This is a genomic window from Streptomyces bicolor, from assembly GCF_000719285.1.
Lineage (GTDB): Bacteria > Actinomycetota > Actinomycetes > Streptomycetales > Streptomycetaceae > Streptomyces > Streptomyces bicolor.
In genome coordinates this window covers 49,455-66,060 of the sequence record NZ_JOFS01000036.1, presented here as the reverse complement: position 1 = coordinate 66,060, position 16,606 = coordinate 49,455, and the positions used below count along the sequence as shown (strand labels likewise).

Annotated in this window: 18 protein-coding genes; 12 read left to right on the top strand and 6 right to left on the bottom strand. The window is 72.4% G+C overall.

The features are described from left to right. Window positions 1–17: 17 nt before the first annotated feature. Window positions 18–215 carry a hypothetical protein gene (locus tag IF78_RS0135690; RefSeq protein ID WP_031486930.1) on the bottom strand — a complete coding sequence of 66 codons (198 nt, stop codon included), beginning with the start codon at window positions 213–215 and terminating at the stop codon, window positions 18–20. 269 nt (window positions 216–484) lie between these two features. Between IF78_RS0135690 and IF78_RS0135685 the strand changes: the two genes are divergently transcribed. From IF78_RS0135685 to IF78_RS0135675, 3 genes are all read left to right on the top strand, one after another. After that, window positions 485–2,044, top strand: coding sequence for an SMI1/KNR4 family protein (locus IF78_RS0135685; RefSeq protein WP_031486929.1), 1,560 nt, complete (start codon window positions 485–487; stop codon window positions 2,042–2,044). Window positions 2,045–2,256: 212 nt separating this feature from the next. Next, window positions 2,257–2,634 carry a hypothetical protein gene (locus tag IF78_RS0135680; RefSeq protein ID WP_234439940.1) on the top strand — a complete coding sequence of 126 codons (378 nt, stop codon included), beginning with the start codon at window positions 2,257–2,259 and terminating at the stop codon, window positions 2,632–2,634. Further along, entirely contained in the window at window positions 2,631–3,521 is an 891-nt protein-coding gene (locus tag IF78_RS0135675) for a hypothetical protein (protein ID WP_158751584.1), read from the top strand. The genes IF78_RS0135680 and IF78_RS0135675 overlap by 4 nt, the downstream gene beginning before the upstream one ends. 7 nt (window positions 3,522–3,528) lie before the next feature. On the opposite strand, the gene IF78_RS0135670 is transcribed toward IF78_RS0135675, so the two are convergent. The 3 genes from IF78_RS0135670 to IF78_RS0135660 are packed head-to-tail and all read right to left on the bottom strand — an operon-like array spanning window position 3,529 to window position 6,351. Next, entirely contained in the window at window positions 3,529–4,269 is a 741-nt protein-coding gene (locus IF78_RS0135670; RefSeq protein ID WP_031486926.1) for an FAD:protein FMN transferase, read from the bottom strand. A 5-nt stretch (window positions 4,270–4,274) separates the two neighbouring features. Next, window positions 4,275–4,994 (bottom strand): FMN-binding protein, encoded by a 720-nt coding sequence (locus IF78_RS0135665; RefSeq protein WP_031486925.1) that lies wholly within the window; start codon window positions 4,992–4,994, stop codon window positions 4,275–4,277. A 19-nt stretch (window positions 4,995–5,013) separates the two neighbouring features. Beyond that, entirely contained in the window at window positions 5,014–6,351 is a 1,338-nt protein-coding gene (locus tag IF78_RS0135660; RefSeq protein WP_199921454.1) for a ferredoxin reductase family protein, read from the bottom strand. A gap of 151 nt (window positions 6,352–6,502) precedes the next feature. Here IF78_RS0135660 and IF78_RS0135655 point away from each other — a divergent pair, with 151 nt between their 5' ends. The 3 genes from IF78_RS0135655 to IF78_RS0135645 are packed head-to-tail and all read left to right on the top strand — an operon-like array spanning window position 6,503 to window position 9,707. Then, complete coding sequence (locus tag IF78_RS0135655) at window positions 6,503–7,192, top strand: response regulator transcription factor (RefSeq protein WP_031486923.1); 690 nt, start codon at window positions 6,503–6,505, stop codon at window positions 7,190–7,192. Next, window positions 7,189–8,643 (top strand): sensor histidine kinase, encoded by a 1,455-nt coding sequence (locus tag IF78_RS0135650; protein WP_031486922.1) that lies wholly within the window; start codon window positions 7,189–7,191, stop codon window positions 8,641–8,643. The genes IF78_RS0135655 and IF78_RS0135650 overlap by 4 nt, the downstream gene beginning before the upstream one ends. Window positions 8,644–8,696: 53 nt before the next feature. Further along, window positions 8,697–9,707, top strand: a complete 1,011-nt coding sequence (locus IF78_RS0135645) for an NAD-dependent epimerase/dehydratase family protein (protein ID WP_031486921.1) — start codon at window positions 8,697–8,699, stop codon at window positions 9,705–9,707. Window positions 9,708–9,736: 29 nt separating this feature from the next. Here the strand turns inward: IF78_RS0135645 and IF78_RS0135640 are convergent, their stop codons facing one another. Together IF78_RS0135640 and IF78_RS0135635 are read right to left on the bottom strand one after the other, a co-directional pair. After that, complete coding sequence (locus tag IF78_RS0135640; protein WP_031486920.1) at window positions 9,737–10,849, bottom strand: sensor histidine kinase; 1,113 nt, start codon at window positions 10,847–10,849, stop codon at window positions 9,737–9,739. A 2-nt stretch (window positions 10,850–10,851) separates the two neighbouring features. Next, on the bottom strand, window positions 10,852–11,586 hold the full coding sequence (locus tag IF78_RS0135635) for a response regulator transcription factor (protein WP_031486919.1): 735 nt from the start codon (window positions 11,584–11,586) through the stop codon (window positions 10,852–10,854). A 103-nt stretch (window positions 11,587–11,689) separates the two neighbouring features. Here IF78_RS0135635 and IF78_RS0135630 point away from each other — a divergent pair, with 103 nt between their 5' ends. The 6 genes from IF78_RS0135630 (at window position 11,690) to IF78_RS0135605 (ending at window position 16,604) form a co-directional block, all read left to right on the top strand. Next, a complete protein-coding gene (locus tag IF78_RS0135630; protein ID WP_078662705.1) occupies window positions 11,690–12,427 on the top strand; it encodes a glycosyltransferase family 2 protein in 738 nt (245 codons plus the stop codon). Beyond that, window positions 12,424–13,035, top strand: coding sequence for a TIGR04282 family arsenosugar biosynthesis glycosyltransferase (locus IF78_RS0135625; protein WP_031486917.1), 612 nt, complete (start codon window positions 12,424–12,426; stop codon window positions 13,033–13,035). The genes IF78_RS0135630 and IF78_RS0135625 overlap by 4 nt, the downstream gene beginning before the upstream one ends. Continuing rightward, on the top strand, window positions 13,032–13,928 hold the full coding sequence (locus IF78_RS0135620; protein WP_324617299.1) for a class I SAM-dependent methyltransferase: 897 nt from the start codon (window positions 13,032–13,034) through the stop codon (window positions 13,926–13,928). Before IF78_RS0135625 ends, IF78_RS0135620 begins: the two co-directional genes overlap by 4 nt. A gap of 182 nt (window positions 13,929–14,110) precedes the next feature. Next, complete coding sequence (locus IF78_RS0135615; RefSeq protein ID WP_078662704.1) at window positions 14,111–15,256, top strand: ABC transporter ATP-binding protein; 1,146 nt, start codon at window positions 14,111–14,113, stop codon at window positions 15,254–15,256. After that, a complete protein-coding gene (locus tag IF78_RS0135610) occupies window positions 15,253–15,939 on the top strand; it encodes an ABC transporter permease (protein ID WP_031486914.1) in 687 nt (228 codons plus the stop codon). Before IF78_RS0135615 ends, IF78_RS0135610 begins: the two co-directional genes overlap by 4 nt. Continuing rightward, complete coding sequence (locus tag IF78_RS0135605; protein WP_031486913.1) at window positions 15,936–16,604, top strand: ABC transporter permease; 669 nt, start codon at window positions 15,936–15,938, stop codon at window positions 16,602–16,604. The genes IF78_RS0135610 and IF78_RS0135605 overlap by 4 nt, the downstream gene beginning before the upstream one ends. The last annotated feature ends 2 nt before the right edge of the window (window positions 16,605–16,606 follow it).

Below are 16,606 nucleotides of genomic sequence, written 5' to 3'. Positions count from 1 at the left end.
GCGAGGGGTGATCCGGCTCATGCCGGGGAAGCCGGAGGCGGCCGGCCGATGTCGCCCTCGCTCATGCGGCGGGCGAAGTCCCGGGCCTCGGCGATGAGCTCGGCGTGGCGTGCGGCACGGTCGGGGCGGAAGTCGCAGTCGGTGGGTTCGCCCGGCCCGTCGCCGTCATCGTCGTCCTCGTCCTCCTCCATGTCGAGGTGCTTGAGAAACGCCACCAGTTCAGGGCGTGTGGCGTCCGCTGCCGCCAGGCTCTCCCGGAGGCGGGGGGGCTGCCCGGACGGGCGACAGCGGCGCACAGAGCACGGAACGCGAGCTTGCTCGGCGGGCCGCTCAGTGTCCGCTCGACGTCGGCGTCGTATTCGATCACGGTCGTAACCTACTGCCACGCCCGGCCCCGGCTCCCTCGCCCGCGGTACTCGTGGGGGGCCGATGTCGGTGGGCGCTGCCATGATGCCCGGCAACATCGACAGCACGGGAGCAGAGCATGGTGGAGCAGGCGGTACGGCCGATAGTCGAGGCGATCGTCGCCAAGGCCCCGAACGGCTGGACGCACGCGGTGCTGCACGGCCGGGCAGGCCGGGGCGGTACCGGGGTGACCGGTGGCTACAGCCGGCTGGGGGAGAGCCGGCACACGGGCCTGCCCAATCCCTACCAGGAACTCATGGCGCTGGCGGAGAGGCTGCGCGAGGACCGGGGCTGGGAGCCCGTCAGCCTGGAGATCCGGTGCCGGCCGTCCGGTGAGTACCGGCTCGTCGCCTTCGGCGACGCCATCAGACGGGTGACCGGGACGGGCGGCGGCTTCCAGGTGGTCCTGGACCCCGACTACCGGCTGCCCCAGCCCGGCAGCCGTCAGGAGCCCGGCACCGCCGAGCCGACGGGCGACCCCGAGTTGGCCGCGGCCCGCTTCCGTACCTATCTCGACCGGCGTGCCGCGATCCTGGGACACCCCGAGGAGCTGCCCCCGCCCGCCACCGCCGCCGCGATCGAGGAGGCCGAACGCCGCCTGGGCCACCGTCTGCCCGCCGACCTGCGGGCGCTGTACCTGATCGCCGACGGCGACGGCATCGGCTACCGGAATCGGCACCTGTTCCAGGGCAACGCATGGCTGTCGCTGCAGAGCATGGTCGCCGAGTCCACCGAGTGGGCTTCGGGCGAACGACCCTGGTACGGCTGGGACCTGGAGTGGCAGGCCGTGGTATTCGACACCACCCCCACCGACACCGTCCGCCGCTGTGGAGGCCACCCCGGCTGGTTGCGTTTCGGCACCGGCGAGGACGGCAACTTCCTGGCCGTCGACATGGCTCCGGCCCGCGACGGCCACCCCGGCCAGATCATCGAGACGGGCCGCGACTACGACGAGGGGCCCCACTACGTCGCCGACTCGGTCACCTCCCTCCTCGGCCACTACCTGGAACTCCTCGACCAGGGCGCCTACGAGAGGGACGAGGACCACATCTTCCTGCTCGAACCCGAGCGCGACCCCGTCCCCCAGCAGATCGTCGGCGGCGACGTCCCCGACGAGGTCCCGCCCACCCTCCAGGCGATCCACATCAACGACGTCACCGGCCTCGTCGACCTCGCCCCGCTCACCACCGCCCCCAACCTCCGCCGCCTGCACCTCAACCGCGCGACCACCGCCGATCTGACACCCGTGCGCGAGCTGCCCGTCGAATCCCTGCGCGTCACCGTCGCCGAGGGCGACCTGACCCCACTCGAAGCCCACCCCCACCTCACCTCCCTCGACCTGACCACCACCGCCCCGGCCGACATCACTCCCCTGCGCACCGTCCCCCACCTGCGGGGCATCGACCTCTCGGGAGCCCAGGTCCCCAACCTCGCCGTCCTGGCCGACCTTCCGGACCTCCGCTACCTCTCCCTCACCGCCCGCCAGTGGAACGCCTTGCTGGACGAGGCCAAGGTGCCGCCCGCCCTCACCGCGGCCCGCCTGGCCGACGCTGACGCCACCTTCGACGAAGCCCTCGCCTGGGCGGCACGCCTCGGACTCGACGGCACGGAGAACGCCGTCCGTGTCACCGGCCGCTGACGGGCGAAGATCCAGAAGGTTGTACCCCCGCAGTGAATTCGGTGTGTGTGAATCGACACACCCGTGACCCGTGATGTTCCTGAGGCAGCATCCGCTTGATCAGTCGGGAGGACCAGAAGCTGGTCTTCCGACTGACCGAGCGAAGGTGCGGGGGTCCCATGAGCCCAGGCAACGGACGTGTCCGGGGCGCCGGAGACATGCGCTCGTGCGCCATGACGTTCGTCAGCCGCGTCACCGCCCGCAACCGGCTGCCGCTGGACTACTCCGTGGCCAGCCTGCGCGTCGTGGACTTCCTGATCGACGGGCTGCGCAAGGGCGGGGCGGAGCACGAGCAGGTGCGGGAGGCGCTGTTCGGGCTCGGCGCGTACGTGGGTGAGGTGCTCGTGCGCCGCGCGGGTGCGGCGTGGGTCGACTTCGACGCCGACCAGCGCGCCTACTTCGGCCAGCCGGTCGGCGTGCGGATGCCGGACGGCCGGGTCTGGAACCCGCTCGGCAAGGTCCGCAACCGCTTCGAACTCGGCGGACCGGGCGAATCCCTCCAGACCTTCTATCTGACGCTGCACGGCCGGGCCAGAAGAGCCGTCGCATGAGCAACCGCAAGAGAGAGCGCATGGGACATCGCAGGACAAGGCCCGCTGCCGCACTGGCGGTGCTCCTCGCGGCCGTGTTGACCGGCTGTTCGGACTTGACGGACGAGGGGAAGCCCGTCGAGTCCGAACAGCCCACCGCCCGGACCTCACAGGCCGCCCCCGCCCAGCCCGAGCCCCGCACCGCCACCGAGTTCCTCGCCCGCGCCGAGCGGACGATGGCCGGGCAGAAGGCGTGGACGTTCGCCGTGAAGGGCCGCGAGGGCCTGGTCCTGCGGGGCGAGGAGAACACCGCGACCTACACCGCCACCGTCCGCCGGACCACCGGCGACCCGTGGGCACTGCACTCCACGGGCACCACCGTCAGCAAGGGCGTGAGCAAGCCCGAGGAGATCTACGTCGCCGACGGGACGGCTCACGTCAAGAAGGGCACGGCCGACTGGGAACAGGGGCCCCTGACCGACCCGGACTTCGCGGACAAGGTGGAAGACCCCCTCACCGCGCTCGACGCGTTCCGGGCATACGGCGACGACGTCACCCTACTCACGCCGGAGGACGGCCAGGTCGAACTGCGCGTCCGTACGACGACCGCCCCGCTGACCGGCGTACGGGACCAAGCCGTCGTACAGGAGGCACTGCGTGAACTCGCCCCGACGCTGCGGCAGTTGCGCGCGGCCGGCGTCGCCGCCCCCGAGAGCGGGATCACCGTGGCGGGCGTCGAGGAGTCGCTCGTGCTCGACGCCTCGACGTACCGGATCACCGCGCACACCTTCGAGTGCACCTTCCTCATCCCGTACGACGGGCAGCGCATCCGGTACGAGCAGGAGGTGACCGAGCGGACCTCGGGGACCTACGAGGGGGCCGTCGCCCCGCCGAAGGGCGTCGGTTGAGCCGACGTCACGCCGCCCGCGCCGGCGCCGTCGCCACCGGAAAGCCCTCCGTGCGGAGGACCCGCCGCTCGGCGTCCACCGCGAACACCTCGCAGCCCTCCCGCGCGGCGGCCCACGCGACGCCCTCCGCGCCCATCGCGAACGCGGCGGTCGCCAAGGTGTCCGCCAGGGTGAGCGAGGACGCCACGACCGTGAGGGACAGCAGGCCCGTCGCCGGCAGCCCCGTGCGGCCGTCGACGATGTGGTCGCCGCGCTCGTAGCGCGCGGACGTCGCGATCGCCCCGTCGGTGAGCTCGGCCACCACACACACCTTGTCGGCCTGCTCGGGGTGCCGTACCCCCACCCGCCAGGGCCCGCCGGAGGCGACCACGTCGCCCCCGGCGTTGAGCACGAAGCGCCGCGCGCCCGCCGCCTTCAGCAGCTCGGCCGCCCGCTGCACGGACCAGCCCTTCACCACCGCGCACGGATCGAGCCCGCGTCCCGGCAGCCGTACGTCGAAGGCGCCGCCCGTGGCGACCCGGTACTCCTCGCACAGCCCCAGCACCTCGTCGAGGTCCGCGCTGACGTCGCCGCGCTCGATCTCACCCCGGTCCAGCCGGCAGACCTCGCTGTCCGGCTTGAACGGGCTGAACCGGGCGTCGACCTCGCGCAGCCACGCGAACACGGCGTCCGCGGTCTCCTCGCCGACGTGCGCGTCGTCGACCCGCAGCGAGACCGGGAACCCCATGACGTGTTCGACTCGGTGCATGATCATCAGCCCTTCGCGTCGATGGCGGCCTGGAGGGACTCCTTGTAGCCGTCGCTGGTGATCGTGGCGCCGGACACCGTGTCGATGTCGGCGCTCTGCGCTTCCAGCGTCTGCGCGATCAGCTTCGGCACGGCGGCCGTCGTCTGCGGGTGGTTCGGCTGCTGGAGCATCTTCACCGACGCGATCTCGTCGCCCTCGAAGGTCACCTGGACCTGCACCGGGCCCTTGTCGGTGGTGACCGTGGAGCCGTCGACCGTCTGCGACTGCGCGGCGGCGGACTCCGAGGGCGAGGGCGAGGCGGCGGACGAGGACGCCGACTCCGCGTTCGCGTCGATGGCGGCCTGGAGGGACTCCCTGTAGCCGTCGCTGGTGATCGTGGCGCCGGACACCGTGTCGATGTCGGCGCTCTGCGCTTCCAGCGTCTCAGCGATCAGCTTCGGGACCGCAGCCGTCGTCTGCGGGTGGTTCGGCTGCTGGAGCATCTTCACAGCCGTGATCTTCGTGCCCGCGAAGGTCACCTCGACTTGCACCGGGCCCTTGTCGGTCTGGATGGTCGAGCCCTTGACGACCGTGCCGCCCGAGCCCGACGCGGCGGACGAGGACGCCGAGGGCGTCGAGGCCGGGGCGGCGGTCCCCGAACTCGCCGTGCCGAGGGACGGCTCGTACATCCAGACCGGGACCAGGCCCGCGATGCTGAGGACCAGGACGGGTATCGCTCGCTTCACTGTTTCTTCCTCGTCCTTGTCAGCCGGCCAGGCTGAAACGCTCGAAGTGGACCTGCTGCTTGGGCACGCCCAGCTCGCGCAGGCTGCCGATCACCGCGTTCATCATGGGCGGCGGTCCGCACAGGAACACGTCCCGGTCCGTGATGTCCGGAACGAGCCGCCGCAGCTCGGCCGGGGCCAGCTTGTCCGGCGTGACCGGGCCGCTCACCAGGTGCAGCTCGGCGCCCTTGGCGTGGGCCAGTTCCACCAGTTCGCCGTACAGGACCGCGTCCCGGTCCGAGGCGACGCGGTAGATCACGACCGCGTGCCCGTGCAGCTCCTCCAGCAGCGCCCGGATCGGGGTGACGCCGACGCCGCCGGCGATGAGCACGGCCTCCGGCCGGGTGCGGTGCAGCGCGGTGAAGGCGCCGTAGGGGCCCTCGGCGAAGACACGGGTGCCGACCTTCATGTGCCGCAGGGCCGCCGAGCCGTCACCGGCCGCCTTGGCGGTGAGCCGCAGTGTGCGGCCGTCGGGCGCGGCCGACAGGGAGAAGGGGTTGGCCTGCCACCAGCGGTCCTTCGTCAGGAACCGCCACAGGAAGAACTGGCCGGCCCGCGCGGGCAGCTTGTCCAGGTCACGGCCGGTGATGTAGACGGAGACCACGTTGTCGGACTCGGGGACGACCGCCGAGACACGGAACTGGTGGCGCCAGTTCCGCCACAGCGGCAGCACCAGCCGGCCCACGAGGACGGAGCCGAGCGCGACGCCCCACACCGCGTACCAGTACGCCGTGGCGGCGGACGACGAGGTGAAGGACGTACCGACCGCGACCTGGTGCGTGAACGCCAGGACCACCGCGACGTAGGTGTACAGGTGGATGAAGTGCCACGTCTCGTACGCCAGCTTGCGCCGCGCGAACCGGGCCGACACCACGCCGATCACGATGATGATCCCCAGCGCGACGACGGCGCGCAGCACGCCCTCGACCGTCTCGGCCAGGTCGATCAGCTGGTTCACCGGGTCCAGCGAGGAGGCCTCCGCGTAGCCGAAGGTGATGAAGACGGCGTGCGCGAGCAGGGCCCACAGGACGCTGAAGCCGGTCCAGCGGTGCCAGGAGGTCAGGCGGTCCATGCCGATCCGGCGGTCCAGCCACGGCAGCCGGGCCACCAGCACCAGCTGGAACGCCATGAGCAGCGCGCCGAACAGGCCGGTCAGCCGGCCGAGCACGATGAGCGTGTTCGAGGCGAAGCCGGCGGCGAAGAAGAAGTAGAGGACCACGGCCAGGTTCGCGGCCAGCACGGCGTACAGACCCGTGCGGGCGACCACCCTGGGGCGTATCGCCGTGGGGGGCGCAGGGGGCGATTGGACGGTCGTCACGGCGACAGCTCCTTGATCTCGTCTGTGGCTTCCGAGCTTGTCCGGAGGGTGCTGTCGAAAAGCTGTCGTTGTTCTTTCAAGTGTTTATCGATGTGGTCGCGGCCGCCCACCCGCCCCCGAGGACCGCCGCCGGGTGCCGCACTATGAACGGGTGGAGAAAGTACGCCTGCTGGTCGTCGACGACGACCCGCCCATCGCCGATCTCGTCGCGACGGTCGCCCGCTACGAGGGCTGGGCGGCGGTCACCGCGAACTCCGGTGAGGAGGCGCTGCGGCTGGCCGCCGAGTTCCATCCGGACATCGTGGTGCTGGATCTCATGCTGCCCGACGTCGACGGCTTCGGCGTCCTGGACCGGCTGCGCGCAGCGGGGACCATGGTGCCCGTGGTGTTCCTCACCGCCCGCGACGGGGTCGCCGACCGGGTGGCCGGCCTGACCCGGGGCGGTGACGACTACCTGGTCAAACCGTTCGCGGTGGAGGAGCTGATGGCCCGGCTGCGGACGGTGCTGCGCCGCAGCTCCGGCCCCGGCTTCCAGCGTTCCATCCTTCGGGTGGCGGACCTCACGATGGACGAGGACACCCGCGAGGTGCGCCGCGGCGACAAGCTGCTCACCCTCACGCCCACCGAGTACGAGGTGCTGCGCTACCTGATGCGCAAGTCACCGACCGTCCTCACCAAGGCGCAGATCCTCGACCACGTGTGGGAGTACGGCTTCGGCGGCCGCTCCAACGTGGTCGAGCTGGTCGTCAGCCGACTGCGCCGCAAGCTCGACGACACCGGCGCACCGCTGATCCACACGGTGCGCGGCTTCGGGTACGTGATCCGGCAGGCGGCCGAGTGATCGGGCGGCTGCGGCGGGCGTATCGCGGGATGCGGCTCGGGACCCGGTTGGCGCTGGGACTCGGCGTGCTGTCGCTGGTGGTGTTCGGCGTCGTCGGCACGGCCCTGACGACGTACATGCGGGACTATCTGTCCGCCCAGCTCGACACCCAGCTGGCGCAGGGCCAGATCGCCCAGTCCAAGAGCATCGCGGACTACGGCACGCTCACCGGCAAGAAGTACTACAGCTGGTTCTACGCCGTGTACGACGTGTCCGACGGCAAGGCCGTGCTCCGCAGGCCCGAGGACCCCGCCGACCTGCCGGACGACGTCGACGACTTCACCGCCCTGGCCCGGGCGCAGACCACCGCGGCCACGGAGGTCGTGCGCACCGGGCACCTCAAGGGCAAGGGCGACTACCGGCTGCGCGCCTGCGAGGTCGAGCCCGGCGTGGTGCTGGTCAGCGCCGCGCCCATGGACGAGATCGAGGACACCGTGGGCCAGCTGATCACCATCCAGGTGGTCACGTTCGGGCTCGCGCTGCTGGCCCTCGTGGTGTTCGGGCGGAGCATGCTGCGCCGCGGCCTGCAGCCGCTCAGCGACATGGCGCACACCGCCCACGACATCACCTCGCACGACCTGACGGACACGGGGCGGCTGCCGGTACGGCATGGCGGGCGCGGCGGCGGGCCCGAGGTCGAGGAGCTGCGCACCGCGTTCAACAGGATGCTGGAGCACATCGACGACTCGCTCGTGGTGCGGGCGGAGGCGGAGCAGCGCCTGCGCCGCTTCGTGGCGGACGCCTCGCACGAGCTGCGTACGCCGCTGATGTCGGTACGGGGCTACGCCGACCTGTTCCAGTACGCGGCCGCCAACGCCCCCGAGGAACGCGACAAGCACCTGGCCCGCCTGCGCGCCGAGGCCGCCCGCATGGGATTCCTGCTGGACGACCTGCTGCTGCTCGCCCGCTTGGACGCAGCCGAGGTGGAGACGCCGCTGCGGCCGCAGGAGGCGGACCTGGTGGAGCTGGTCGAGCAGGCCGCCGACGCCTTCCTGGTCACCCACGCCGACCACCCGCTGACGGTCGCTCCCGGCCCCGGCTCCCTGAAGCTGCGCCTGGACCCCCAGCGCATCCGCCAGGTCCTGGACAACCTCCTCACCAACGCGGCGATGCACACCCCGGCCGGGACGCCGGTGTCCGTCGCGGTGTCGATGGCGAACGACACGGCCCAGGTCCGCATAGCCGACGCCGGCCCCGGCATCCCGCCCGCCGACCGGGAACGGGTCTTCGACCGCTTCTACCGCGTCGACAAGGCCCGCAGCCGGGACCGGGGCGGCAGCGGGCTGGGGCTGGCGGTCGCGCAGTCACTCGTGCGGGCGCACGGCGGCAGGATCGACCTGACCAGCGAGCCCGGGGCGACGGTGTTCACGGTGACGGTTCCGCTGGCGGACGAAGCTCTTACGAACCCGTGACATGGCGGGCGTGGAGCGGACACGGGCGCGGGTCCTCGCCTTAGCGTCGGCCCATGCGCGTACTGGTCACCGGCGGTGCCGGGTTCATCGGGTCCCATGTCGTCGAGGCGCTCGCGGAGCGTGGTCACGAGCCCGTCGTGTACGACGTCCGTGCCGACCCCGAGCAGGACGTACGCGATCCCGACGCCGTCCGCCGAGCCCTGACCGGCGTCGACGCCGTGTGCCACCAGGCGGCGATGGTCGGCCTCGGCGCCGGCTTCCAGGACGCCCCGGAGTACGTCTCGCGCAACGACCTCGGTACGGCCGTGCTGCTCACCGCCATGGCCGACGCGGGCGTACGGCGGCTGGTGCTGGCCGGGTCGATGGTGGTGTACGGGGAGGGACGGTACGAGTGCGCCCGGCACGGCGTGGTGCGGCCGGGCCCCCGTGCCGTCGCCGACCTGGACGCGGGCCGGTTCGAGCCGCCCTGCCCGGTGTGCGGTGCCGACCTCGCCCCGGGCCTGGTCGCAGAGGACGCCCCGGTCGATCCGCGCAACGTGTACGCGACGACGAAGCTCGCCCAGGAACACCTGGCGGCGGCATGGGCGCGGGCCACGGGCGGAACGGCGGTGTCGCTGCGCTACCACAACGTCTACGGGCCCCGCATGCCCCGCGACACCCCCTACGCCGGGGTCGCCTCCTTCTTCCGCTCGGCACTCGCACGCGCCGAGGCACCGCGGGTCTTCGAGGACGGCCGCCAGCGGCGGGACTTCGTCCATGTACGGGACGTGTCCGCCGCCAACGTGGTCGCCCTGGAGGCGAGTTCGGCGGCGCTGCCCGAGGGCGCCCTCACGGCGTACAACACCGGCAGCGGCGACCCGCACACCGTCGGCGAGATGGCACACGCGCTCGCGGCGGCCCACGGCGGCCCCGAGCCCGTCGTGACCGGGGAGTACCGCCTGGGCGACGTACGGCACATCACGGCGGACTCGTCGCGGCTGCGGGCTCGGCTGGGGTGGAAGGCGCAGGTGGGGTTCGCGGAGGGGATGCGGGAGTTCGCGGAAGCCGGCCTGCGGGGTGCGTGACCGCCCATGACCGGTGGTGCTGCCCGCCTTCAGGAAGCGGCGGTGGGCAGCACCACCTCGAAACGGCAGCCACCGGGGACGTTGCGTACCGTGGCCAGCCCGTCGTGTGCCTCCACGATGCCCCGCACGATGGCGAGACCCAGACCGGCCCCGGCCGGGGGCGTACGGGCATGCGTACCGCGCCAGCCCGTGTCGAACACGCGCGGCAGGTCCTCCTCGGGAATGCCGCCGCAGCCGTCGGTCACGGACAGCACGACGCCCTCGGGCGAGCGCTCGGCGGCGACGGCGACCGTACCGTCGGCCGGTGTCCGGCGGATGGCGTTGACCAGCAGATTGCCCAGCACCCGGCTCATTTCCTTGCCGTCCACCTCGACCGGAACGGGTTCCACCCGCCCGCCGACCAGCCGTACCCCGCACTCGCGCGCCAGCGGGTCCGCGCCCGCGAGCGCGTCGCCGACGAGGTCGTACAGGGAGATCCGGCTCGGGCTCAGCGCCAGCGTCCCCGCGTGGATGCGGGACAGCTCGAACAGGTCGCCCACCATGCCGTTGAGGCGCTCGACCTCCATCCGGATCTGCTTCAGGTAGCGGTCGGGGTCGGCGGCCACTCCGTCCTCCAGGGCCTCCGCCATCGCGCGCAGGCCGGCCAGCGGGGTGCGCAGGTCGTGGGAGATCCAGGCGACGAGCTCGCGCCGGGAGGACTCCAGGGCCCGCTCACGCTCGCGGGACTCGGCGAGTTTCGCACTGGTCGCCTCCAACTCGCGGCTGAGCGCGGCGAGTTCGGCGGTGGCGGGGCCGTCCGGCGAGGTGAAGTCGCCGCCGTCGCCGAAGGAGCGGGCGGCCAGGGCCAGGGCGTGACTGCGGGCGGCGACCCAGCGGCCGAGCAGCACCGCGGTGGCCAGGGAGACGACGGCCGCCATGGCGACGACGGTCGTGACGACGGTGAGGTCGTGCCTGGACAGGAACATCGCCTGCGCGACGGCGAGCGTGCCCGCGAGCATGGCCAGCACGCCGACGCCCGCGACCACGGCGAGATGCGCGATGAGCGAGCGGCGCCGGATCAGCCGGAGCACACAGGCGCCGAGCACTCCGGCGGCCGCGGCGCCGAGGAAGGCGAAGAGGGCGATCAGGAGGGTGTCGCGCACGGTCACGCCTCCCCTTCGGAAGCGGAGCCGGTGGTGTCGAAGCGGTAGCCGACACCCCACACGGTCTGGATGAGCCGGGGCCTGGCCGGATCGTCCTCGACCTTGCCGCGCAGCCGGCGGATGTGGACGGTGACGGTCGACAGGTCGCCGAAGTCCCAGCCCCACACCTCGCGCATCAGGTCCTCGCGGCTGTAGACCCGGCCCGGGTGGCGCAGGAAGAACGTGAGGAGGTCGAACTCGCGGATGGTGAGGGCGAGTTCGGCGCCGTCCTTGAGGGCGCGACGGGCCGCCGGGTCGACCGAGAGACCCGCCGCGTGCAGTACGTCCCGCGGCTGGGCGTGGCCCGGGCGGGCGCGGCGCAGCACCGACTCGACGCGCAGGACGAGTTCGCGGGGACTGAAGGGCTTGGTCACGTAGTCGTCGGCGCCCACCTCGAGACCGAGGATCCGGTCGTCCTCGTCGCCGCGCGCGGTGAGCATGATGACCGGCACGGGTCCCCGGCCGCGCATCCGCCGGCACACCTCCAGGCCGTCCATGCCGGGCAGCATCAGATCCAGGACGACGAGGTCGGGCCAGTGCGCGGCGGCCCGGGCGAGGGCGTCGGGGCCGTCGCCGGCGTGGTCCACGACGTAACCGGCGCGGTCCAGGTACCCGGAGACGACCTCGGCGACGGTCGGGTCGTCGTCCACGACGAGGACCCGGGCCCCGGCCTGCGCGTTCGGCTGTTGCTGCTCCATGCCGCCAGCCTCGCACCCCACGCGCGCGTGTGTCGCCGTCCGGCTCCGACGTCCTTGTTTCGTAAGGAGCCGCAGTCCGATATGCCCGATTCTCGCTCGTAGGGTGAATGCCGTGACGACCTCATCCCCACGAGCGAGTGACCCGCACCCGGCGTCCGTGGACGTCGTGCTTCCCTGCCTCGACGAGGCCGAGGCGCTGCCCTGGGTCCTGGACCGGATCCCGCCCGGCTGGCGGGCGCTCGTCGTGGACAACGGCTCCACCGACGGCTCGGCGGACATCGCGCACGCCCTCGGCGCGACCGTCGTACGAGAGGCGCGGCGCGGCTTCGGCGCCGCCTGCCACGCGGGCCTGAGCGCGGCCACGGCGGACATCGTGTGCTTCTGCGACTGCGACGCCTCGCTCGACCCGGGCGACCTGGTGCCTTTCGTACGGCGCCTGGTGGCCGACGAGGCCGACCTCGTCCTCGGCCGGCGCCGCCCCCAGCGACGCGGCGCCTGGCCGCCGCACGCCCGCGCGGCCAACCTCGCCCTGGCCCGCCTCCTCCGGCGCCGAACCGGCCTGTGCCTGCACGACCTGGGCCCCCTGCGCGCCGCCCGCCGCGCGCCCCTGCTCGCCCTCGGCCTGACGGACCGGCGCAGCGGCTACCCCCTCCAGATGGTGGTGCGCGCCGCCGACGCGGGCTGGCGGATCGCCGAGTTCGACGTGCCGTACCGCCCGCGCACGGGTGCCTCGAAGGTGACCGGGACGTGGCGCGGCACCTGGCAGGCGGTGCGGGACATGAACCGGGTGCTGGCCGAGGAACCGGTCGGCGGGAACGTCCGGGAAGGGGCCCGCCCGTGACCACGCTCCTCGTCATCGCCAAGGAGCCACGCCCGGGCCGGGTGAAGACCAGACTCACCCCGCCCTTCACGCCCGACGAGGCCGCCGTGCTCGCGGAAGCGGCACTCGCCGACACCCTCGACGCCGTGGCGCGGACGCCCGCCCGGCGCCGGGTGCTGGTCCTGGACGGGACGCCGGGCCCCTGGCTGCCGCCCGGCTTCGACGTCGTACGGCAGTGCGCGGGCGGTCTCGACGAACGGCTGGCCGACGCCTTCGCGGGCTGCACCGGCCCGGCCCTGCTCATCGGCATGGACACCCCGCAGGTGACGCCGGAGCTGCTGACCGTGGACTGGGCGGACTGCGACGCGTACTTCGGCCCCGCCGAGGACGGCGGCTTCTGGGCCCTGGGCCTGGCCGCGCCGGACCCGTCACGGCTGCGGGGCGTGCCGATGTCGACACCGCACACAGGCGCCGTACAGCGGGCCCGGCTCGCGGATCTGCGCGTGCGCGACCTGCCCCGCCTGCGGGACGTCGACACCGCATACGACGCCGACCTGGTCGCCGAGGCGGCGCCGGGCGGCCGCTTCGCCGAGGCGCTGGCGCGGCTGTCTCCGGCGGCGGGCCGATGAGCGGGCTGCGGGAGGTACGGGAGGCCACGGCGGCGTGGATCGCGCGACAGGCGGGGCCGACCGGGGTCGGCCCCTGCCAGGACACCACGACCGACGGCCCGGCACGACAGCCCGCGGCGGGTCCCGGCACCGACGACGCACCGCCACTGGTCCCGGCCGACGCCGGCACCCGCACACTCGGCCCGTTCACCCCCGGCCCCCGATCCTCGTCCACCCACCCCACGCCCGACCGAACCTGGTCCGCCGACCCCTACGCGCACGCCCTCCGCACCGGCCAGGGCCCCCTCTTCCTGCGCCGTGCCGACGGCTGGCTGCTGCCGTTGGACGTGGAGCGGTGGTGCGCGGCGGTCGACGCGGCGGATCTGGAGGTGCTGCGGCGGTGTGAGGGCGCGGTGCTGGACGTCGGTTGCGGACCCGGGAGGATGGTGGCGGCGCTGGCGCGGCAGGGGCGCCAGGTGCTCGGCATCGACGTCAGCGAGGCCGCCGTCGCACGCACCGTACGGCTCGGTGGCCCGGCGTTGCGCCGGTCCGTCTTCGACCCGCTCCCCGGCGAGGGCCGCTGGGGCACCGCCCTCCTCATGGACGGCAACGTCGGCATCGGCGGCGACCCCGCGGCCCTGCTCGACCGGATGGTGCAACTTCTGGCTCGCGGCGGCCTGTTGATCGCCGAGACGGTGCCGGACCTGGACCTCGACGAGCGGGTCCAGGTCCATGTCACCGACGCCCGTGGCGCCCCCGGAGCCCCCTTCCCCTGGGCCCGGCTCGGCACGCCCGCCCTGCTGCGGCACGCTGAGCGCGCCGGCTGGAGTGCCGTCGACCGGTGGACGGCGGGCGGTCGTTCCTTCGCCGCCCTGCGCAGCCCTCAGCCGACGTCGGAGGCGTCCAGGCGGTGACGATCGGGCCGCTGCTGTGCGGTACCTGTGGCCGTTCTGAAGGGAGGGTGAGCATCAGCGGACTCTCAGGCAGGTCACAGCAAAGATCCCGCAATACAAGCGGTCTAGACTCGAGCTTCAACTGCCGGGGCCCGTGGTCGAAAGCGGGCAACCTCTGCCAAACCCGAAGGGTATTCGGCGTTTTGATACGGATAGATTCAGTCACCAAGCGGTACCCGGACGGCACGGTGGCGGTCGACCGGCTGTCGCTGGAGATACCCGATCGCTCGATCACCGTGCTCGTGGGGCCGTCTGGCTGCGGAAAGACGACAACGCTGCGGATGATCAACCGGATGGTCGAGCCCAGCGAGGGCGCCATCCTCCTCGACGGCGTGGACATCCGGCAGCAGCCCGTCAACACCCTGCGCCGGTCCATGGGTTACGTCATCCAGAACGCCGGTCTCTTCCAGCACCGCACGATCCTCGACAACATCGCCACCGTGCCCCGCCTGCTCGGCTGGAGCAAGGAGAAGTCCCGGGCCCGGGCACGGGAGTTGATGGAGCGGGTCGGGCTCGACGGGGCGCTCGCCAAGCGGTACCCGTACCAGCTGTCCGGCGGCCAGCAGCAGCGCGTCGGCGTGGCGCGGGCGCTCGCGGCGGATCCGCCGGTGCTGCTGATGGACGAGCCGTTCTCGGCCGTCGACCCCGTGGTGCGCAAGGGACTGCAGGACGAACTCCTGCGCATCCAGGACGAGTTGGGCAAGACCATCGTCTTCGTCACCCATGACATCGACGAGGCCGTCAAGCTCGGCACGATGGTCGCCGTGATGCGCACCGGCGGCCACCTCGCCCAGTTCGCCCCGCCGGCCGAGTTGCTCTCCCACCCCGCCGACGAGTTCGTGGAGGACTTCCTCGGCGCCGACCGCGGCATCCGGCGGCTGTCGTTCTTCCCCTCGGCGGGCCTGGAGCTGCTGACGGAGCCGATCGTCGCCATCGACGCCACCGCCGAGCGGATCGCCGCCGCGGGCTCGGGCGACGTCCCCTACCTCCTCGTCACCGACCCGGACGGCAAGCCCCTCGGCTGGAGCGAGCCGGGGGATCTCACCGCCGGGGAGATCGAGACGGATCGACTGCTGCCCTACGGGCGGCCGTTCGTGCCCGGTACGGACTCACTGCGGGCCGCCCTCGACTGTGCCGTGCTCTCGCCCACCGGATGGGCCGTCGCCGTGGACACCGAGGGGCGCGCCGCCGGAGTGGTCTCGCAGGTGACCATCGGCGAGGCCATCCGCGGAGCGCACGCGGAGCGCAGCGCCGACGGCACGGCCACGGCCCAGAAGGTCGCGCCATGAACGAGCTCTTCGACATGCCCAGCTACCTGGAGCACAGCTACTTCGGCCTGGTGGGACTGCACCTGCGCGAAGCACTGCTCCCGGTGCTCGCCGGGCTGCTCGTGGCACTGCCCGTGGCACAGCTGTGCGTCCGCTTCCGGTGGCTGTACCCGCCGGTGATGTGGGTGACGACCGTGCTCTACGCCATTCCGTCACTCGCGTTCTTCGTCATCCTCATCGACTACACCGGCCTGAGTGAGCTCACGGTGATGATCCCGTTGGCCGTCTACAGCCTGGTCGTACTGGTCCCCGCCATCGTGGACGGTGTGCGGTCGGTGCCGCAGGAGACCCTGGCCGCGGCCACCGCCATGGGCCTCGGGCCCGTACGACGGTATCTCCAGGTGCAGTTGCCCATCGCCGCGCCCGCGATCCTCGCCGGACTGCGGGTGGCGTCCGTGTCGAGCATCTCCCTCGTCAGCGTCGGCATGCTGATCGGCAACGAGGGCGCCCTCGGCAACATGCTCGACGCCGGCCTGAAGTACGACCAGCCCCGCCTGGTGTGGCTCTCGGTGCTGGGCACGGCCGTCCTCGCCATCCTCGTTGACGCCCTGCTGATCGTTCTGCGTGTCCTGCTGACGCCCTGGATGCCCCGCGGCACCCGCAAGGGCTCACGGACGCTCGTCGCCAAGGAGGCCGCCCGGTGAACGTACTCAACTTCATCAGCGCCTTCTTCAACGACAGCGCCCACTGGCAGGGCTACGACGGCATCCCGACGCGGGTCGCCGAGCATGTCCAGTACACGCTGATGGCGCTCGCCATCGCCGCCGCCGTAGGACTGCCGGTCGGCCTGCTCACGGGTCACACCGGGCGCGGCGGCAACACGCTCGCCCTCATCGCCACCTCCGCCCGGGCGCTGCCCAGCTTCGGCCTGATGGTGCTGATGTTCATCCTGCTCGGCCTGGGCATGGCGCCCGTGATGATCCCGCTGGTGGTGCTCGCCGTCCCGCCCATCCTCGTCACCACGTACGAGGCGATGCGCTCCGTCGACCCCGCACCGGTGGACGCGGCCCGCGGCATGGGCATGGGCGAGGCCGGGGTCCTGTTCCGGGTCGAACTGCCCATGGCCCTCCCGCTGATCTTCAGCGGACTGCGCTCGGCGGCCATCCAGATCGTCTCGACGGCCACCATCGCCGCGTACGTCAGCTTCGGCGGCCTCGGCCGTTACATCATCGACGGCCTCTACCAGCGCGACTACGAGAAGGTCGTGGGCGGCGCCACGCTGGTGGCCGCCATGGCTCTGACCACGCTCGCGGTGTTCTGGGCGGTGGGACGGATCACGGTGTCGCCGGGGGTGCGCAGGCGCGGCTAGCG

Excerpts from the sequence above, each read along its gene's own strand:
- IF78_RS0135685 (WP_031486929.1), top strand. The coding sequence starts at position 485 with ATGGTGGAGCAGGCGGTACGGCCGATAGTCGAGGCGATCGTCGCCAAG.
- IF78_RS0135680 (WP_234439940.1), top strand. The coding sequence starts at position 2,257 with ATGACGTTCGTCAGCCGCGTCACCGCCCGCAACCGGCTGCCGCTGGAC.
- IF78_RS0135675 (WP_158751584.1), top strand. The coding sequence starts at position 2,631 with ATGAGCAACCGCAAGAGAGAGCGCATGGGACATCGCAGGACAAGGCCC.
- IF78_RS0135670 (WP_031486926.1), bottom strand. The coding sequence starts at position 4,269 with ATGCACCGAGTCGAACACGTCATGGGGTTCCCGGTCTCGCTGCGGGTC.
- IF78_RS0135645 (WP_031486921.1), top strand. The coding sequence starts at position 8,697 with ATGCGCGTACTGGTCACCGGCGGTGCCGGGTTCATCGGGTCCCATGTC.
- IF78_RS0135635 (WP_031486919.1), bottom strand. The coding sequence starts at position 11,586 with ATGGAGCAGCAACAGCCGAACGCGCAGGCCGGGGCCCGGGTCCTCGTC.
- IF78_RS0135620 (WP_324617299.1), top strand. The coding sequence starts at position 13,032 with ATGAGCGGGCTGCGGGAGGTACGGGAGGCCACGGCGGCGTGGATCGCG.
- IF78_RS0135610 (WP_031486914.1), top strand. The coding sequence starts at position 15,253 with ATGAACGAGCTCTTCGACATGCCCAGCTACCTGGAGCACAGCTACTTC.